The sequence below is a fragment of the Neorhizobium huautlense genome, assembly GCF_030811685.1.
Taxonomy (GTDB): domain Bacteria; phylum Pseudomonadota; class Alphaproteobacteria; order Rhizobiales; family Rhizobiaceae; genus Neorhizobium; species Neorhizobium huautlense_A.
Window position 1 is genome coordinate 99740 of the sequence record NZ_JAUSRF010000011.1, and the last position, 16082, is coordinate 115821.

17 protein-coding genes are annotated in these 16082 nt (G+C 56.6%); 10 read left to right on the forward strand and 7 right to left on the reverse strand.

Going from position 1 to position 16082, the window contains the following annotated elements; genetic code table 11:
* Window positions 1-3: 3 nt before the first annotated feature.
* The gene (gene groES, locus J2T09_RS17005; protein WP_306836798.1) at window positions 4-318 is read right to left on the reverse strand and encodes a co-chaperone GroES; all 315 of its coding nucleotides are present in this window, start codon (window positions 316-318) and stop codon (window positions 4-6) included.
* Between the two features lie 267 nt (window positions 319-585).
* Here groES and J2T09_RS17010 point away from each other — a divergent pair, with 267 nt between their 5' ends.
* The 5 genes from J2T09_RS17010 to metA all read left to right on the forward strand — a co-directional run bounded on the left by J2T09_RS17010 (window position 586) and on the right by metA (window position 3689).
* Window positions 586-858 carry an usg protein gene (locus J2T09_RS17010; protein WP_306836800.1) on the forward strand — a complete coding sequence of 91 codons (273 nt, stop codon included), beginning with the start codon at window positions 586-588 and terminating at the stop codon, window positions 856-858.
* A 90-nt stretch (window positions 859-948) separates the two neighbouring features.
* On the forward strand, window positions 949-1239 hold the full coding sequence (locus tag J2T09_RS17015; protein ID WP_306836802.1) for a hypothetical protein: 291 nt from the start codon (window positions 949-951) through the stop codon (window positions 1237-1239).
* 240 nt (window positions 1240-1479) lie between these two features.
* Complete coding sequence (locus J2T09_RS17020) at window positions 1480-1953, forward strand: Hsp20 family protein (protein WP_306836804.1); 474 nt, start codon at window positions 1480-1482, stop codon at window positions 1951-1953.
* 77 nt (window positions 1954-2030) lie between these two features.
* Window positions 2031-2330 (forward strand): DUF982 domain-containing protein, encoded by a 300-nt coding sequence (locus J2T09_RS17025; RefSeq protein WP_306836806.1) that lies wholly within the window; start codon window positions 2031-2033, stop codon window positions 2328-2330.
* Window positions 2331-2768: 438 nt separating this feature from the next.
* A complete protein-coding gene (gene metA, locus J2T09_RS17030; RefSeq protein WP_306836808.1) occupies window positions 2769-3689 on the forward strand; it encodes a homoserine O-acetyltransferase MetA in 921 nt (306 codons plus the stop codon).
* A 261-nt stretch (window positions 3690-3950) separates the two neighbouring features.
* Here metA and J2T09_RS17035 read toward each other — a convergent pair whose 3' ends face one another.
* Window positions 3951-4322: a response regulator gene (locus J2T09_RS17035; RefSeq protein ID WP_306836811.1), complete on the reverse strand. Its 372-nt coding sequence runs from the start codon at window positions 4320-4322 to the stop codon at window positions 3951-3953.
* A gap of 1 nt (window position 4323) precedes the next feature.
* Window positions 4324-5790, reverse strand: coding sequence for a PAS domain-containing sensor histidine kinase (locus J2T09_RS17040; RefSeq protein ID WP_306836813.1), 1467 nt, complete (start codon window positions 5788-5790; stop codon window positions 4324-4326).
* A 269-nt stretch (window positions 5791-6059) separates the two neighbouring features.
* On the opposite strand from J2T09_RS17040, the gene J2T09_RS17045 reads away from it, so the two are divergent.
* A complete protein-coding gene (locus J2T09_RS17045; protein WP_306836815.1) occupies window positions 6060-7805 on the forward strand; it encodes a GAF domain-containing protein in 1746 nt (581 codons plus the stop codon).
* Window positions 7806-8439: 634 nt separating this feature from the next.
* On the opposite strand, the gene J2T09_RS17050 is transcribed toward J2T09_RS17045, so the two are convergent.
* From J2T09_RS17050 to J2T09_RS17065, 4 genes are all read right to left on the reverse strand, one after another.
* Complete coding sequence (locus tag J2T09_RS17050) at window positions 8440-8817, reverse strand: hypothetical protein (RefSeq protein ID WP_306836817.1); 378 nt, start codon at window positions 8815-8817, stop codon at window positions 8440-8442.
* A 71-nt stretch (window positions 8818-8888) separates the two neighbouring features.
* On the reverse strand, window positions 8889-9902 hold the full coding sequence (locus tag J2T09_RS17055; RefSeq protein ID WP_306836819.1) for a fatty acid desaturase: 1014 nt from the start codon (window positions 9900-9902) through the stop codon (window positions 8889-8891).
* Window positions 9903-10014: 112 nt separating this feature from the next.
* Complete coding sequence (locus J2T09_RS17060; RefSeq protein ID WP_306836822.1) at window positions 10015-10284, reverse strand: hypothetical protein; 270 nt, start codon at window positions 10282-10284, stop codon at window positions 10015-10017.
* 57 nt (window positions 10285-10341) lie between these two features.
* Entirely contained in the window at window positions 10342-10608 is a 267-nt protein-coding gene (locus J2T09_RS17065; protein WP_306836823.1) for a DUF1488 family protein, read from the reverse strand.
* A 435-nt stretch (window positions 10609-11043) separates the two neighbouring features.
* Between J2T09_RS17065 and J2T09_RS17070 the strand changes: the two genes are divergently transcribed.
* The 4 genes from J2T09_RS17070 (at window position 11044) to J2T09_RS27615 (ending at window position 15976) form a co-directional block, all read left to right on the forward strand.
* A complete protein-coding gene (locus tag J2T09_RS17070; RefSeq protein ID WP_306836825.1) occupies window positions 11044-11988 on the forward strand; it encodes a class I mannose-6-phosphate isomerase in 945 nt (314 codons plus the stop codon).
* The gene (locus tag J2T09_RS17075; protein WP_306836827.1) at window positions 11985-14273 is read left to right on the forward strand and encodes a glycosyltransferase family 4 protein; all 2289 of its coding nucleotides are present in this window, start codon (window positions 11985-11987) and stop codon (window positions 14271-14273) included. The genes J2T09_RS17070 and J2T09_RS17075 overlap by 4 nt, the downstream gene beginning before the upstream one ends.
* A 35-nt stretch (window positions 14274-14308) precedes the next feature.
* On the forward strand, window positions 14309-15607 hold the full coding sequence (locus tag J2T09_RS17080; RefSeq protein WP_306836829.1) for a glycoside hydrolase family 130 protein: 1299 nt from the start codon (window positions 14309-14311) through the stop codon (window positions 15605-15607).
* Window positions 15608-15772: 165 nt separating this feature from the next.
* Window positions 15773-15976 carry a DUF982 domain-containing protein gene (locus J2T09_RS27615; protein ID WP_373458505.1) on the forward strand — a complete coding sequence of 68 codons (204 nt, stop codon included), beginning with the start codon at window positions 15773-15775 and terminating at the stop codon, window positions 15974-15976.
* Window positions 15977-16082: the final 106 nt, after the last annotated feature.

Genomic DNA, 16082 nt, shown 5'->3' on the forward strand with positions numbered 1-16082 from the left:
GCCTCAGGCGGCGATCTTCTGCGCAGCCTGAGCGTCGATAATGCCCAGTACGTCACTTTCCTTCATGATCAACAGGTCTTCGCCATTGATCTTGATCTCGGTACCGGACCATTTACCGAACAGGATACGGTCGCCAGCTTTGACGTCGAGTGCCTGGATCTGGCCAGCCTCGTTACGCGTGCCAGTGCCGACGGCGACGACTTCGCCCTCTGATGGCTTTTCTTTCGCGGTATCGGGAATGATGATGCCGCCTTTGGTCTTCTCCTGGGATTCGACGCGGCGGACGAGAATGCGATCATGAAGCGGTCGGAACGACATGTTTTCCTCCATTGGACAAAAAAGATGACGCAGATCCCCTACCGGACCCAGTCCGGCGGGTGCGAACCTCTTTGAGCGTTCGCGGGCGAAAATTTATTTTCGAGATTTTTCGATTTCAAGAGGGTTGGTCACAAAAATTAGCACTCGTGGGAAATGGCTGCTAACATACTGTAAAGTCGCGAGAAAATAGTCCTCTTTAGTTGGAACGGTGTTGATGGCGCCGGCTTTTTGCGCCACCATACCCGTGTCACGAAACGGAGATGAAGCATGCAATTCTCATCGGACTTGGAGCGTCAACTCAATGGCTATGGGCTAACCACTGCGCATATCCTCTACCGCATTCCCGATTTCGAATCCGTCCTGCAAACCTACGTTTGGCAGGACTACGATCTCGCCCCTGATTTCCCGGAAATGCGCAAGTTCCTAGACTTCTGGCAGGCGAAGCTCGACGGGCCTCTTTACTCCGTCCGCTACAGTCACCAGCGGCTGATCGGTCCGAATGAATGGAGCCGCGTCGACGGTGAGTTCAAGCTTCACTGACCTCTTGAATTTGATTTCTCGCTCTCCTAGCTGAGCGCGGCCGAGACGTTGAACTCGGTGTGCGTCGATTGTGTATGGAGTGACACCTGCATGGAAGAGAGTATCAGCATCATCAAGAGTGTTGGCATCGATGAACGCGAGGAGATCATTGTGGACTTTGCCAGGTGGCTTGAGACCGCTGCAAACGAGGCGCTGGTCTATGGAGAAGGGAAGTTCGCAATGATGTCTGCCAGCATGGCAGCAGCGATGCGCGTTAATGCCGACGAACTCGCTCGCGATGAACCGGAGGCGGCCGAGCGGGTGCTTCAGCAAGCCAGCGCGATGATGGCGCAGTTCAAGGCGGCGTATCCCTATCGCGTCGTAAGTCGAGCGGTTCACTGACGCGATAATGAGGCAGAAGGCCTCAAAATCTGGATTGGATTTTCATGGCGAGGCACCAGACAAAGCCGCCGAAGAAAATCGCTCTCATACGGTGTGAATTTTTTCTCGTCACAGATCTTGAATCGCGAAATCGACAAAACCAAATCGATTTTCACCAGCCGCTGAAACAAGGACTGGTCATGCTGGGAGTACCGCCTTTCGGCGCTTCCGTACCCATGTTGCTTCAAGGAGGATATGGCTATGGCAACATCTTATGACTATGCACCGCTCTACCGTTCGAGCGTCGGCTTCGACCGGGTATTCAATCTTCTCGAAAACGCCCAGCGCGCCCGTTCAGTCAACGATTGGCCGCCGTATGACATAGTCAAAACGGATGACGACACCTACCGGATCTCGATCGCGTTAGCGGGCTTTGCGCAGGATGATCTCGATATCACCTTCCAGTCCAATCTGCTGACGGTCACGGGCAAGAAACAGGAATCGCCGACAGAGGGCTACTTACATCGCGGCACCGCAGGTCGTCCGTTCGAACACCGCTTCGAACTGGCTGATCATGTCCGAGTGAATAGGGCCGACTTGAACAACGGTCTTCTGACTATCGAGCTTGTGCGCGAAATCCCAGAGGCTCTTAAACCGAGGAGGATTTCGATCCAGAGCGCGCCTACGCTGACCTCTGCCGCTCCAGCACAGATCGAAGCACAAAAGGCGGCCTGAACCTGAATTTCGTCCACTAAGCCAGGGCGCCATTGCGATGGCGCCCGTCAACATTCGGGGCTGGAAAGGAGAAAACGATGAAACCCGATATGTTCAGAGAACCCGTCACCATTCTGGTCGGCCTGGGGTTCCCGGCGCAAGTTCTCGGAGTGATGGATGCTTATCAACACCTTGTCGAGTGGCCAGGCTCCTTCAGGGATAGCGCTCATGCTGTCGCCCTGAAGGCATGCCAGGCTGCACTGCGCGGCGAGATCGAAGCAGAGACGGCGCGGGGCCTCTTCGTGGCATTCGCGCAGAAACATGATCTGCTGGCTTCCGAAATTCTCGCGATTGCTGCCGCCCGCGGGCGAGGCGACCGCGACCCCCATGTGCAGTGAGCGATGTCATGGAAAACGCCATATTGCAGGAGGCAGTCGATCGGGCGCTTACAATGGGGCCAGCGGCATTGAGGCAGGGCATGCGCATTCGGCGGCCTAATGATGTCGTTGGCGCGCGATCCCTCTCGCAAGACGACAAACGCGCAATTTTGGCCGCGTGGGCGTACGATCTTTATGCGGTAGAATCGAAGCCGGCTCTTCGTCGTTTGCCTGGGACAACTAAACCCGTCTCGATCGATGAAGTTCGGGCGGCGCTAAGAGAACTTGATCAGCGGGGCCTATCGTAGTTGCGGTGGGCGGGGTCGTGATCGGCAGATCCATTCCTGCTCTTTGCGCCGCCCCGTCCATCCTCCGTGGCACAGGTCTTTCGGCGCTCCCATTATCGGCAAACGGTGCCTGTCGCAATTTCGTTATTTTTTCCAGCTTTTGAGACTAAACTTGCCGATCAAGATTCCCGATACGCTTCCCGCATTTGCCACCCTTGTTTCCGAGGGCGTGCGTGTCATTACCGAAACGGTCGCCGTGCGCCAGGACATCCGTCCGCTGCAGATCGGGCTTCTCAACCTCATGCCGAACAAGATCAAGACCGAGGTGCAGATGGCGCGCCTTGTCGGCGCCTCGCCGCTGCAGGTGGAGTTTTCGCTGATCAGGCTCGGTACGCACATGGCGAAGAATACGTCCGAAGAGCATCTGCTTTCGTTCTATCACACCTGGGAAGAGGTGAGGGACAGCAAGTTCGACGGGTTCATCATCACCGGTGCGCCGGTGGAGCAGATGGATTACGAGGATGTCAGCTATTTGGACGAGATGCGCCAGATTTTTGACTGGACGCAGACAAATGTGCATTCGACGATGAATGTCTGCTGGGGCGCAATGGCGGCGATCTACCATTTCCACGACGTGCCGAAACATGCGCTCACCGAAAAGGCCTTTGGTATCTATCGTCACCGCAACCTCGCGCCAGCTTCCGTTTATCTCAACGGCTTTTCCGATGATTTCCAGGTGCCGGTTTCACGCTGGTCCGAGGTGCGCCGTGCTGATGTCGAAAAACGCGGCGATCTGGAAATCCTGATGGAATCCGACGAAATGGGTCTTTGCCTTGTGCATGAGAAGAAGGGCAATCGTCTCTACATGTTCAACCACATTGAATATGATTCGAACTCACTGGCGGATGAATATTTTCGCGACTTGAACGCCGGCATCCCGATCAAGATGCCGTATGACTATTTTCCCCACAATGACGATACGCAGACACCGCTGAACCGCTGGCGCAGCCATGCGCATCTGCTGTTCGGCAATTGGATCAACGAGATTTATCAGAGCACCTCTTACGATCTGAGCAAGATCGGCATTTCCTAAATGACGTCCGCGAGCCGCGGCCAGTCGATCAATAGCTATAACCTGAACTTGGCGATATTGCATGTTGCTGGCAGGCGAGGCGTTAAATTGAGTTCTACAGAAGTGAGCGGCCAATCCGCTGTTTCTGCTAGGCAATTGTGGGTACAATGCAACAGGTGACCTGAGGGCCTTTGGTTCGAATCCCTTCAAGACCCCAAAACCAGGGGCCGAAGGCCCGCACGCCTTCGCCCAAGGGTCAGCGGTTCCCGCGCAGATATTCGATCAGGCTGCGAGGCCGTGAGCTTCCAGCGCCTTGAACAGCTCGGTTTCACCCACCGGTTTGGTCAGGAAGGTGGCATCGGCAGGTAGTTTTGCGGGATCTGGATTGTAGCGCCCGGAAATAACGATGATCCGGCAATCAGGCCAGCGGTCACTAACCCGGCGCGCCAGTTCCAGTCCATCCATCGAGCCGGGCATGTCGATATCGGTGATGAGCGCTGCGACGTCCGTCTCAAGCAGGATCCCCCAGGCCTCGTCGGCATTCGCCGCTTCCAGCACCGGATAGCCGGCATCTTGGAGGGTATCGGCAAGATCCATCCGGATCAGGCCATCATCTTCGACAATCAGCAGAGGCCCCTTCGTCGATAGCGCCATATCAGTGCTCCTTCTGGAAACCGGCAAGATCGGCCGAAATCGAAAATCTCATGCCGTCGGCTTCGTAGTCGATCGACAACTGACAATCCGCCGTGCCGTTAAGGCCGGCTCTGATCAGGCGACTGCCTGTGCCTTCCTTTTCGGGTTTGGCAACAGGCGGCCCGCCAGTTTCTTTCCACTCGAGCTTGAAACGATCGCGGTAGGGGCCGCCGACGCGCCAGGTCAACATAACGCGGCCGTCCGGCGCCGAAAGCGCACCGTATTTTACGGCGTTGGTGGCCAATTCATGCAGGATCAGCGATAGCGAAAGGGCCGGTCGGGACCCTATGGTCATGTTCGGGCCGGCCACAAGAATGCGCGGATGATCGGGGCTGTCATGGATGGCGGTCATCTGAGCGACCAGATCACCAACCCTTGAATGACCGGTTCCCCCTTCGATGATTGCATCGTGCGACCGGCTGAGAACCGCGACCCGATCGCTGAGGTTTTTGCGCGCGGTCTGCATGTCGGGTGCATATCGTAATGTCTGCGAGGCGATTGCCTGGACCATGGCAAGCTGGTTTTTCAGTCGGTGGCCGAGCTCGTAAGCCAGCAGCTCGCGATGCTTTTCTTCCGCCCTCAGCGCCGTGACATCGCGCGCCTGGACGAGAATGCCGGTGATGCAGCCTTCGGCGCTGCGTGTTGGTTGGTAGACGAGATCGATCAGACGGTTCTGCTCTTCGCCCTCAGGACCCCGGTTGAGCTTGACCGGCAGGTTCTTTGCGACAAAAGGATCGCCGGTCGCAAAGACACCGTCCAGGATCCCGATGAAGCCCTGCCGGATCACCTCCGGCACGGCGTCTGCGACCGTCTTGCCGATGATTTCACGTCCGACGCCGATCATCGCGTAATATTCTTCGTTTGCATATTCGAAGACATGATCCTTGCCCGCCAGCATGGCAATGCCCCCCTGGCTGAGTTCAAAGACCTGCATGAAGCGTTCCTTGAGGTCATCCTGAACCCGGCGGGCGCGTACCTCCGATGTCGTCTCGGTGCAGGCGCAGAACATGCCGAGCACCGAGCCCCAAGGATCGCGTACCGGCGTATAGGAGAATGCGAAATGGGTTTCTTCGGGATACCCGTTGCGGTGCATCGTGAACTCGATGTCGTCCATCGAGGTGCCCTGGCCGGAATAGGCTGCCGATATGATTGGCTCGACCTGGTCCCAGATATCATGCCAGAGCGACTGGAAGCTTCCACCGAAGGCGGCCGGGTGGCGATTGCCGCACATCGCAGCATAGCCGTCATTGTAGAGCGTGGTCTGCTCCGGACCCCAAACGATCAGCATGGGCTGCAGCGAGCCGAGCATGACGCTCGTCAGCGTTTTGAGCTCGGGCGGCCAAGACGACTGCAATCCAAGCGGAGACGTCGCCCAATCGAAGCCTTCAAAGATCGTCGCGCAGCCGCTGGGTGGAAACTGAATGTTCAAAGCTGGCTGTGATCCTGATGTTAAGCGGTGGCTGATATATGGGGAGGGCTGGGTATTTGGAAAGGCTTGATCACTAGAGACAGTTAATTCGGGAGGATCAGCAGCCCTGTGGCTTGGATCGGCTCATGTCGATCACGCCGTTGAGCATGGGAATATGCGAAGATGGACATTAAAGCCCTATGGCCCTAATATCATTTTATCGTTCGCAGACTGATAGGGCGCGGACGGCTGGGAGATGATCCGCTCTTGCCCCAAGCAGGAGTGAATCCGTGTCTATTTCCATTGAAATCACTCCCGTCGAAATCGAAACGTCGAAAGTCGCGACACCCCTGTCGACGCTGAACAAGGCGATCGCAGCGATGGGACGCGCAGTAAGCTTCGAGGACGTGGCTGGAACGCTGCGCGCCACCGCGCGATCGCTGATCGGCTGCGATGGTATTGCCATCATCCGTCGCGACGGCGATCTCTGCCACTACATCGAAGAAGATGCGATCGGGCCGCTGTGGAAGGGCCATAAGTTTCCTGCTTCGGCCTGCATCAGCGGCTGGGCAATGATCCATCGGCAGACCGTGCTGGTCCACGATGTCGTCAAAGACGACCGGATCCCCCACGAGCTCTATGCCGGCACCTTCGTCAAATCCGTCGCGATGGCGCCAGTGCGTGTCGAAAATCCGATCGGCGCCATCGGGGCCTATTGGGCGCGACCATATTCACCGGCCGACTGGGAAGTCGATGTGCTGGAGACGCTTGCGGGCGCGGCTGCCATCGCGATCGAAAAAACCCAGGCCGTCCAAACCGTTGGCAACGCCGAGAAGACGCCTGTCGTGGATGGTGCGGAAAGCGCGGAAGATTTTTCCAAGGATATTGCACGTGTCGCCGGTATCGCGGCTGTCCCGACGATCCTCGACGTCGTCCTGCGCATGACCGGGATGGGCTTTGCTGCCGTCGCCCGGGTCACCGATGATCGGTGGATCACCTGCCAATCCCTCGACCATGTCGGCTTTGGCCTCAAGCCCGGCGACGAGTTGCCGGTCGAAAGCACGCTCTGCGACGAAATCCGCGGTCATCGTCAGCCGATCGTCTTCGATGATGCCGCCGAAGAGCCGCTCTACCGCGACCACCATACGCCACGGATCTATGGCCTTCGCAGCTACATCTCCGTGCCGATCATCCTGGCCAATGGCCAATTTTTTGGCACGCTCTGCGCCATCGACCCCAATCCGGCGAAGGTCAACAACCCGCAGGTCATCGGCACTTTTAAACTGTTTGCTGAACTGATTGGCCACCACCTCTATGCGGACGACCGTCTCAAGGCGACCGAAGAGCAGCTCGAACGCGAGAAGGGCCTGTCCGAGCTGCGCGAGCAGTTCATTGCCGTTCTTGGCCATGACCTGCGCAATCCCATCGCAGCGATCGACGCCGGCACCTCGCGCCTCTTGAAGGAAGGCTGGACGGCCCGCAGCCCTCTCGTCCTGAAACTGATGAAGGCCAGCATCTCTCGTATGATCGAGCTTGTCGACAACGTCATGGATCTGGCTCGGGCGCGGATGGGCGGAGGCATCACCCTCGATCTGACAGAGGACGATCTCAGCGTCACGCTTCGCCATGTTGTCGAAGAACTGCAGCTGTCTCATCCGGATCGAGAGATCGCCGTTTCGCTCGATCTCCCGGTGGCACTTACCATCGACAGGCTGCGGCTTGCCCAGCTGTTTTCCAACTTGGTGTCGAATGCCATCACCCACGGTGTTGAGACCGAGCCCGTCAGAATTGTGGCTGGCGTGAATGGTCGGATGCTGGAAGTGTCCGTTGCCAACGGCGGGCAGCCGATTTCTGAAGAGACGATTGCCAAACTATTCCAGCCGTTTCGGCGCGGTGATCTGAGGCCGAGCATGCAGGGTCTGGGACTCGGGCTGTTTATCGCATCGGAAATTGCCGCAGCTCATGGCGGGGCGATCGCGGTGAAGTCGGATGAGATAGAAACCCGCTTCACCTTCCGCATGCCGTTGGCAGGGTGAGGCTGTGGCGGAAATGCGGCGCCAGATAGGTTCGGCGGTCTCAAGGGCTGACTTCTTATGAACACATTGGTCGCGTAGAAGACCTTATCGGCATTGCTGATGAGCGCTGAATGAATTCGCCGCTCGCAATGCTTCGTCGCCATCTGGCTTTGACCACGGATGTACTGGCACTGATAAAGAGGCGACGGTCAGGAAGGTCGGTGCGATTTCGCCCCGGCCTTTTTTGTTGTCGCCACGTCCAGTCATTTAGATGGTGCGTCGGTAATTGTATGATTTCGCGGTAGTTCGAAACCAAGGGTCATTCGTTCGTATCGGTTCAAGACCTTAACCCACCCAGATCTGCCGCAAATTTGAATCATCAAACATACCGAGCCAAGAGCCGCGGCCTGCATGTTGCAGGAATAGATCTCATTGATCGACGAGTGCTCTAAGATATTCCTTACCAGTGTGACGCATAGTATCGTTTACCTAGACAGCTTCCACGAACGTAATCCGTCCGTGCTCGCGCCGGGTCGCGCCAATCGGGATGGTGCGAAAATTCTGTCACTTTCACGGGGCTGATGTCTCCGGCGCCCCAATCATTGAGATTGCCGGCTGAGGCGTTTTTGCTGCCAATGGCAAGGTGCCTGCTCGATCATTCTACGGTGAAAGAGAAGTTGCAAACGTCTTTCGCTATCCGCGCAGATCGGTTTTGGAAAAACGACAGGGTGTATACGTCTCCAGCCGCCGCCTTGTCGATATGTCGGAGCGGGAAGCGCCCGGCAGATGGCAGAAATCCAAGCTTCGACGATTTTTGCAGATCGTAAGCACATGCCAGGTTGTCTGCATCCAGACGGAATGTTGTGCTGCCGGTTGCCATGACCTTGAACGAGTAAGAGCGGGTGACCCCGTCATCTGTTGAGCCGATGACGGGGGCTGGTCCAGATAATACCTGTATCACCGGTTCCGCCGCAATGGCGGATGCTGTTGCGAAAATCGAGAAGAATGTGGATACCAGAACAGCCGCTTGCATAGCTTAATTTCCTTTGGACAGGGGCCGTGACATGGCAGATGAAGACCTGCCGTGAAGCCGAAGGCGGGGTTTTACGGAGCAGACAAACCTCGCGCCTCGCGAAGGGATACAAGTCTCTGGGAGTGCTCGTCCCAGAGTATCAGCTTTACGGATTTCAGGCTGTCCATCAGCGTCATGCGCCCGAGGCTGGCCAGTTCGGGGTGATCCTGCAATATGTCAGGCAATCGATAGAACGGCACACGGCTGGACAGGTGATGCACGTGGTGCATGCCGATATTGCCGGATATCCAGCGCAGTGGTTGCGGCAGGTCGTAGTGGGAGGCGCCATGCAAAGCTGCGTGCGCGAAGGTCCATTGTGGGGGCCTTGACCAATGGGTTTCTTCGAACTGGTGCTGCACATAGAATAGCCACACGCCGGCCGAGGCGGCGAGGAGCACGATCGGCAAATGCACGATCAGAAACGGTCCAAGCCCGATTGCCCATATCAACAAGGCCACGAAAGCAGTAATCGCAGCGTTGGTTGCCATGGTGGAAATCCAGGGTAGGGCGCCTGATCGCATCAGTCCCAAGGGAAGCCGCTGCTTGAAAAGAAAAAGCCAGGCAGGCCCTATGCCGAACATCACCAGCGGGTGTCGATACAAGCGATAGCCCAGCCTGCCTTTCCAAGACATTCTCTTATATTCTGCAACTGTCAGGGTCGTGATGTCACCGATGCCGCGTTCATCAAGATTGCCGGCTGAAGCGTGATGCATGGCATGCGCACGTCTCCAATAGTCATATGGGGTCAGGGTGATGACGCCGATTGCACGACCCGTCCAATCGTCCGCACGCCGTACACCGAACAGCGAGCCATGGCCGCAGTCGTGCTGCAGCATGAATAGTCTCAGCAGGAATCCGGCTGCGGGAATGACCAGGATGATGCCATACCAATGGCCGTGTTCGATCGCCGCCCAAGTCAAAAACCAAAGGCCTATCAGCGGGATCAGTGTCAGAGCCAGCTCGACAGCACTGCGCCCGACATCAGGTTTCCGGTAGGCAGCCAATATCTTGAGCCACGCCTTGTCAGGTACTTCATGATGATTCATCACATTGCTCATCCATGTCGATTTACTTGCTGTAAGTTGTTAGCGAGACATCGCGCCGTCAGGCCGGTAGAGTGAACTGCCATCACGCTGTCGAAGTCGGTTGTAATCAGGTTCAGTCTATGGGGCTGTTGCCACGGCTGGTTGGTGCCTGACGGACGGGCGAGGGGATTTCGCCCGCTGCTCCCTCCGTAATTTCCCTACTGCATAACGCGACGTCGGCCATCATAGCCTTCGCATCACTGACGGCTTCATCATCTGATGGTCTCGCCCTGCCGTAGTTGTTCATGCTGACGGAGATGGCATTGCCGTCTTCGCCAATAAACTCGACCATCACCGGTTCGCCCGCGTCACCAGGTGAGACTTTTTGCTGGATAATGTTCATCTGATTGCTCCGTTAAGCTGTGACCTTTTGGCCTCGCCGAGAAAAGCTGCCATCAATTCAGCGGAAGTTGTCGAGATCCAGATGGATCGTCTGGGCACAGTTTGCCTTGTAGGCCGCCTGGGCAGCCTTTAGGATTCTCGGCTTCAAGGCATCAAATGATGCAAGATACTCGGCCTCGCTGGCCGTTCGGCTGCTGGAGTTGGCTCTAAGCACTTCTCCCGCCACGAAAAAATACACTTCAAACATTCCGTCGTGGCCGGAAAAACGCACGCGCTTTCGAGCTTCGTCATAGCTTCGCGCATTGTTGGGGAAGGCCAGGGTCATGAACATACTCTCTTTGCCTCGGCGGGTTAGCGCGGCACGTCACGGCACCGCCAAGCAGCAGCGTTCAAAGCCAACCGGTTAGCCCTCATGTCGTTACGATATAATAAATTTCAATATTAGTGCCATTTCAGCGGCGGTTATTCATCGGTCTGTCATTGATATCATGAGATATAAATTAATTATTCAAAATAAATATCGCTCAATGATTTATTATTATATGGATTTTCTGTTGAATTTAGATCTGTAAATACCATATCGTATTTATGATTTTATCGAAAATATTTCAGAACTGAAAATTTGTTCGGCGCTTTTTTGTTCGCGAGCGCCCAAAATTCTGCTCCTTGTAGCCTCGGTCTAGCCAACTCGATCCTCAAGGTACGTGCTGTTCCGATCTCAGATCGCTCCGGTCTTAGCGGCAGATCCGGGAGATATCGTATGTTCGAATATGCCAGCGTGCGCACAGCATCGAAACCATGGGGCAGCCGCGATCTCATGCCATGGAGCGAGGCAGGTGTCGGTGCTGTTATCGGCGAGCTTTTGTATGAAAGAAGCGGACCCATTTCGCAGCCTCCGGCACTGCTGCTGAAATTGCTGTTCACGAAACAAATCCTGTCGATCCAGGTGCATCCCGATGATGTCTTTGCAAAGGCTGCCGGCATGAAGAATGGCAAGACAGAAGCATGGTACGTACTTTCGGCAGATGAAGGAGCACAGGTTGCCATCGGTCTCAATCGCACCGTGACGCCGCATGAGCTACGCGCGGCCATCGAGGATGGTTCGATCCAGGACCTGCTGGACTGGCAGAGCGCTTGTGCTGGTGATGTTTTCTTCATACCGGCCGGCACCATCCACACAATTGGCGCCGGTCTGGTCGTCGCCGAGATCCAGCAAAGAAGCGACATCACATTCCGTCTGTTCGATCGCGGTAGCGACCGGAAACTTCACATAGAAGAGGCGATGGTTGTGGCCGATCTCCAGCCGGCGCGACCCCAAAACAAATCCCGTGCAATCACGCCTGAAAGAACGCTTCTGACGTCCTGTGAGTATTTCGTTTTCGAGCGGATGCGACTGGCTCCCGGTGCCATATGGGAGATGCGCACGGACAAGGAATGCTGGGTTCTGGTCATTGCAGGTGACGCCACAGTCGGATCGATGACGGCCAAACGCGGCGACGCATTTTTTTCCGATGAAGGCCGAACCTCTTTCATCGTGGGAGATAATGAGCTGGTCGTTCTGTTGGCTTACACGGGCGACGTTGGAATGATGCGCGATCTAGGCTCGCAACTGTCCCGCTGCAATGCAGGGGACCGTCAGCAGACAGATGTAACTCAATCAAAGCCGGTCGCCTCGACGTCCCGCTCAACGCAGGAGATGTCATGACCCACATCAGGAAAATTGCTTTTATCGGAAACTCGCTGCCGCGCCGTTGCGGTATCGCAACCTTTACGACCGATCTGCAGCAGGCGGTCTCGGCCTGCGCTTCATCCATCGAAACCGCCATCGTTGCCATGACCGATCACGGACATGCTTATCAATATCCCAAGATCGTGCATATCCAGATCGCCGATCAGAAAATCGATGACTATGTCGCGGCGGCCAACACTCTGAATGCCGGGGAATTCGACGTTGTTTGCCTTCAGCATGAGTTCGGTATCTTCGGAGGCGTTGATGGCAGTCATATTCTTGCCCTGCTGTCACGGCTGGACATGCCGGTCGTCACCACTCTTCACACGGTTCTGGCTGAACCAACCGCTTCGCAGCGCCGAGTCCTCAACACCATTATCGACATCTCCTCGAAAGTCGTGGTGATGGCCGAACATGGGCGAAAACTTCTACGCCACATCTATGAAGTCCCGGCCTCGAAAATCGAAGTGATCGCACATGGCATTCCCGATATCGCCTTCTGCGAACCGGAAGCGTCAAAGGCCAAGCTTGGGTTTCAGGGGAAATCGGTCATTTTGACATTCGGCCTGTTGTCGCCAAACAAGGGCATCGAGGTGATGATCGATGCCATGCCACTTATTCTGCAAAGCCGGCAGGATGCGGTGTATGTGGTGCTCGGCGCAACGCACCCCAATCTCGTTCGCAACGAAGGTGAAGCCTATCGGCACCGTCTTGCGACACGCGCCAGAGACCTCGGTGTTGAGAACCACGTCGTTTTTCTCGACCAGTTCGTTGATCTGCCAACCCTCCTGGACTTCATTTCGATGTGCGACGTCTATGCGACGCCGTATCTGAATGAGGCGCAAATGACGTCCGGTACGCTTGCCTACAGTTTCGGATCGGGCAAGGCAGTGGTTTCCACGCCCTATTGGCATGCGCGCGAGCTTCTGGCGGATGGTTTTGGGGTACTGGTGCCGTTCAACGATGCGAAGGCGATCGGCTCGGAGATCGCGGCACTTCTGACCGACGATGTTCGGCGGGACGCTATCGGCGCTCGGGCTTACAAGGTCAGTCGCTCGATGACCTGGGAGCGTACAGCCGAGCATTATCTGGAACTTTTCGAGCAGGCCGTCCACCCACGAACCGGCCCCGGCGAAATGGCTCCCGTTGAACGCAAGCCATCTGCCCTTGCCGCACACACATACCCGGAACCAAACTTTGACGCCTTTATTGCGATGTGTGACGATACCGGATTGTTTCAGCATGCGGTGCATTCGGTTCCCGATCGGTCACATGGCTACTGTGTCGATGACAATGCCCGAGGATTGCTGCTGGCGGTCACACTCGATGCCTGCAGGGATATGCCGCTGCCGGGCATCTTGACGACGCGTTTTGCCGCCTTTGTGCAGCATGCCTGGAATCCTGACGCCAGGCGGTTTCGAAACTTCATGAGTTTCGACCGGCGCTGGCTTGAAGACATGGGCTCCGAGGACAGTCATGGAAGAACCTTGTGGGCGCTGGGGGAATGTGCACGGAGCGCTCCTGAAGCCTCTGTGAGCAACTGGGCTGGTGCGCTGTTTGCCGAAGCCTTACCGACGGTCGAGACCTTTTCATCGCCGCGGGCCTGGGCATTTACGCTGCTCGGGCTGGACGGCTACTGTGCCCATCGCGTTGACGACATCAATGCAAGGCGGGTCCGATTGCGCCTTGCCGGAAAGCTGATGGCGCTTCTCGCCAAGGTGGAGAAACCGGGTCGGCCGTGGTTCGAGGACGGGTTATCCTACGACAATGCGCGTCTGCCTCAGGCGCTACTGCTGGCTGGCCTCGCGGCTGGAAGGGCGGACTACGTGTCAGCGGGATTGCGGACGCTGCGATGGCTGATCAGCATCCAGACGGCGAGGGAAGGTCATTTCCGTCCCGTCGGAAGTGACGGGTTCAGCGATATTGGCATGCCGCCACAACGGTTCGACCAGCAGCCGCTGGAAGCGGCGGCAACGATCTCGGCGTGCCTTGTCGCTTCGCGAGCCGATCGTCACCCCGAATGGAAAGATCATGCCGAACTGGCCCTGGCCTGGTTCCTTGGAAAAAACGATCTGTCTCTGCCGCTCGTGGATACCGAGACCGGAAGCTGTCGGGACGGGTTGCACCGGGCGCGAGCCAACGAAAACAGAGGGGCGGAATCCCTGCTTTCCTACCTTCTCGGACTTGTTGAGTTTCGCGAGCTGACGCGGGCAAGCAGTCAGGCGGCGACAGCGTCACCGGCGCACGCGCTGAGTGCCTGAAACCCAATCTCCAATCCATTTGAAATGAGATCGCTTTGTCAAAAGCCACTATCGTTAACCGTCAATCGCTCTTGCTGCGGCCCGACCCCTCACGCGTGCTCGTCAGGCCATTCAAACCTGCGACCGAGCCACGCGATCTAAATCCGACCGACAAGACACGGGCCAATCATATCGTCGACCGGGTTCTGGCGCTTGATCTGCAGGTGGCCGAAGCGCTGCTGGCGGATGTGCTGGAACATTTCGAGGGGCGTCACCGCAACCTGCTGGCGACTTTCGAAGAACGAGCAGACGAGATGGAAGATGCGTTTTCGACGCATGCAGAATTCAGCAAAACGCAGCGGCAACTGGTCGGCGCGTATTTCCTCAATGAATATTCGTTTGAGGCGTCAGCTCTTTTCAATCCGAGCATCGTTGCACATCCGGATCAGTCCGGTTTGGCAACAGGCAGCCAGCGTTTTGTGTTGAGCCTGCGTGCGGTGGGGGAGGGTCATGTCTCTTCACTGACATTCCGAACCGGCGTGATCGACGCGGATGGCAGTGTCGAGATCGAGCCGACAGCAAGGCTTGCGGTAACACCGAAAATTCACACGCCGTTACCCCTCTTGGGCGAGGAGCCGGTGCGGCTGAGCTTCGGTTCGGGTCAGCATATCAGCGAACGTGTCATCTTTCCCGTCACGTTTGCGCAGTCGAACGGCATCGAGGATGCCCGGTTCGTTGCCTTCGAAGACGAAGGGGAGACGACGTTTTATGCGACCTACACGGCCTATAACGGCAAGGCGATCCGCTCCGAGCTTTTGCAGACCGGCGACTTCCTGTCGTTCACGATGACGCCGTTGACCGGTACGGCCTCCCATAACAAGGGCATGGCGCTTTTCCCGCGCAAATTTGACGGGCGATACGCGATGATCGGAAGGCAGGATAACGAAAACCTCTATCTTCTCTATTCTGACGATCTTCATGTGTGGAATGGGGGCGAGCCTATCCTGCGGCCGAGATACCCTTGGGAATTCGTGCAGATGGGAAATTGCGGCGTGCCCATCGAGCTGGATGAGGGATGGCTGCTGCTCACACATGGCGTGGGACCAGTGCGTCGATACGCCATCGGAGCGGCGCTGCTCGACAAAAATGACCCTTCCAGAGTGATCGCTCGCTCGCGCGAGCCGCTGGTGCGGCCTGAACCATCAGAACGCGAAGGATATGTTCCCAATGTGGTCTATACATGCGGTGGTATGCGGCACGGCAATCTGATCGTTCTGCCCTACGCCGTCTGTGATACGTTTTCCAGTTTCTCGACTATCCCTATCGCCGAGCTTCTGCTTACGCTTGATGGGTAGGTCGCGAGGTGGATCGGAGTATCGTCGCCTTACCGACATGGTAGGCAGCAATGTTGGCGGATGCCCGCGTGCGCCAGGGATATTTGGCGAGGCGGCGGCATGACGTCGCTGATCCGGATTGATTTTGCATTACGGTGGACTGTGCCGGTCTATGTTCGTGACCGGATGGAAGTTTTAGTGCCCGTAATAGGACCCTCCGCAGCGCTACGGTTCTTGCTTTCCGATTTCCTCATATGCCATGGGGAAAAATATCGGCCCGCGCTGACCGCATGTCGTCTTGCTGTCCGCAACAGGGCAGCTCCCTCTCATGCCCGATTGTGTTTCGTGGATGCATACGTAGAATACATGGAAATGAGAGCTAAACGGTAAGCGCGAAAACCAACCCAATACGCTCGCAGTGGCGACTCTCGATGGGCGGCGCCATAAGTGATAGTCATACGGTTGTCGGCAGCGTGCTTTTCGATCCTCCCGATGA

Coding starts and splice junctions, on each gene's coding strand:
- groES (WP_306836798.1), bottom strand. CDS start 318: ATGTCGTTCCGACCGCTTCATGATCGCATTCTCGTCCGCCGCGTCGAA.
- J2T09_RS17010 (WP_306836800.1), top strand. CDS start 586: ATGCAATTCTCATCGGACTTGGAGCGTCAACTCAATGGCTATGGGCTA.
- J2T09_RS17015 (WP_306836802.1), top strand. CDS start 949: ATGGAAGAGAGTATCAGCATCATCAAGAGTGTTGGCATCGATGAACGC.
- J2T09_RS17020 (WP_306836804.1), top strand. CDS start 1,480: ATGGCAACATCTTATGACTATGCACCGCTCTACCGTTCGAGCGTCGGC.
- J2T09_RS17025 (WP_306836806.1), top strand. CDS start 2,031: ATGAAACCCGATATGTTCAGAGAACCCGTCACCATTCTGGTCGGCCTG.
- J2T09_RS17035 (WP_306836811.1), bottom strand. CDS start 4,322: ATGGCGCTATCGACGAAGGGGCCTCTGCTGATTGTCGAAGATGATGGC.
- J2T09_RS17050 (WP_306836817.1), bottom strand. CDS start 8,817: ATGCAAGCGGCTGTTCTGGTATCCACATTCTTCTCGATTTTCGCAACA.
- J2T09_RS17055 (WP_306836819.1), bottom strand. CDS start 9,902: ATGAATCATCATGAAGTACCTGACAAGGCGTGGCTCAAGATATTGGCT.
- J2T09_RS17060 (WP_306836822.1), bottom strand. CDS start 10,284: ATGAACATTATCCAGCAAAAAGTCTCACCTGGTGACGCGGGCGAACCG.
- J2T09_RS17065 (WP_306836823.1), bottom strand. CDS start 10,608: ATGACCCTGGCCTTCCCCAACAATGCGCGAAGCTATGACGAAGCTCGA.
- J2T09_RS17070 (WP_306836825.1), top strand. CDS start 11,044: ATGTTCGAATATGCCAGCGTGCGCACAGCATCGAAACCATGGGGCAGC.
- J2T09_RS17075 (WP_306836827.1), top strand. CDS start 11,985: ATGACCCACATCAGGAAAATTGCTTTTATCGGAAACTCGCTGCCGCGC.
- J2T09_RS27615 (WP_373458505.1), top strand. CDS start 15,773: ATGGAAGTTTTAGTGCCCGTAATAGGACCCTCCGCAGCGCTACGGTTC.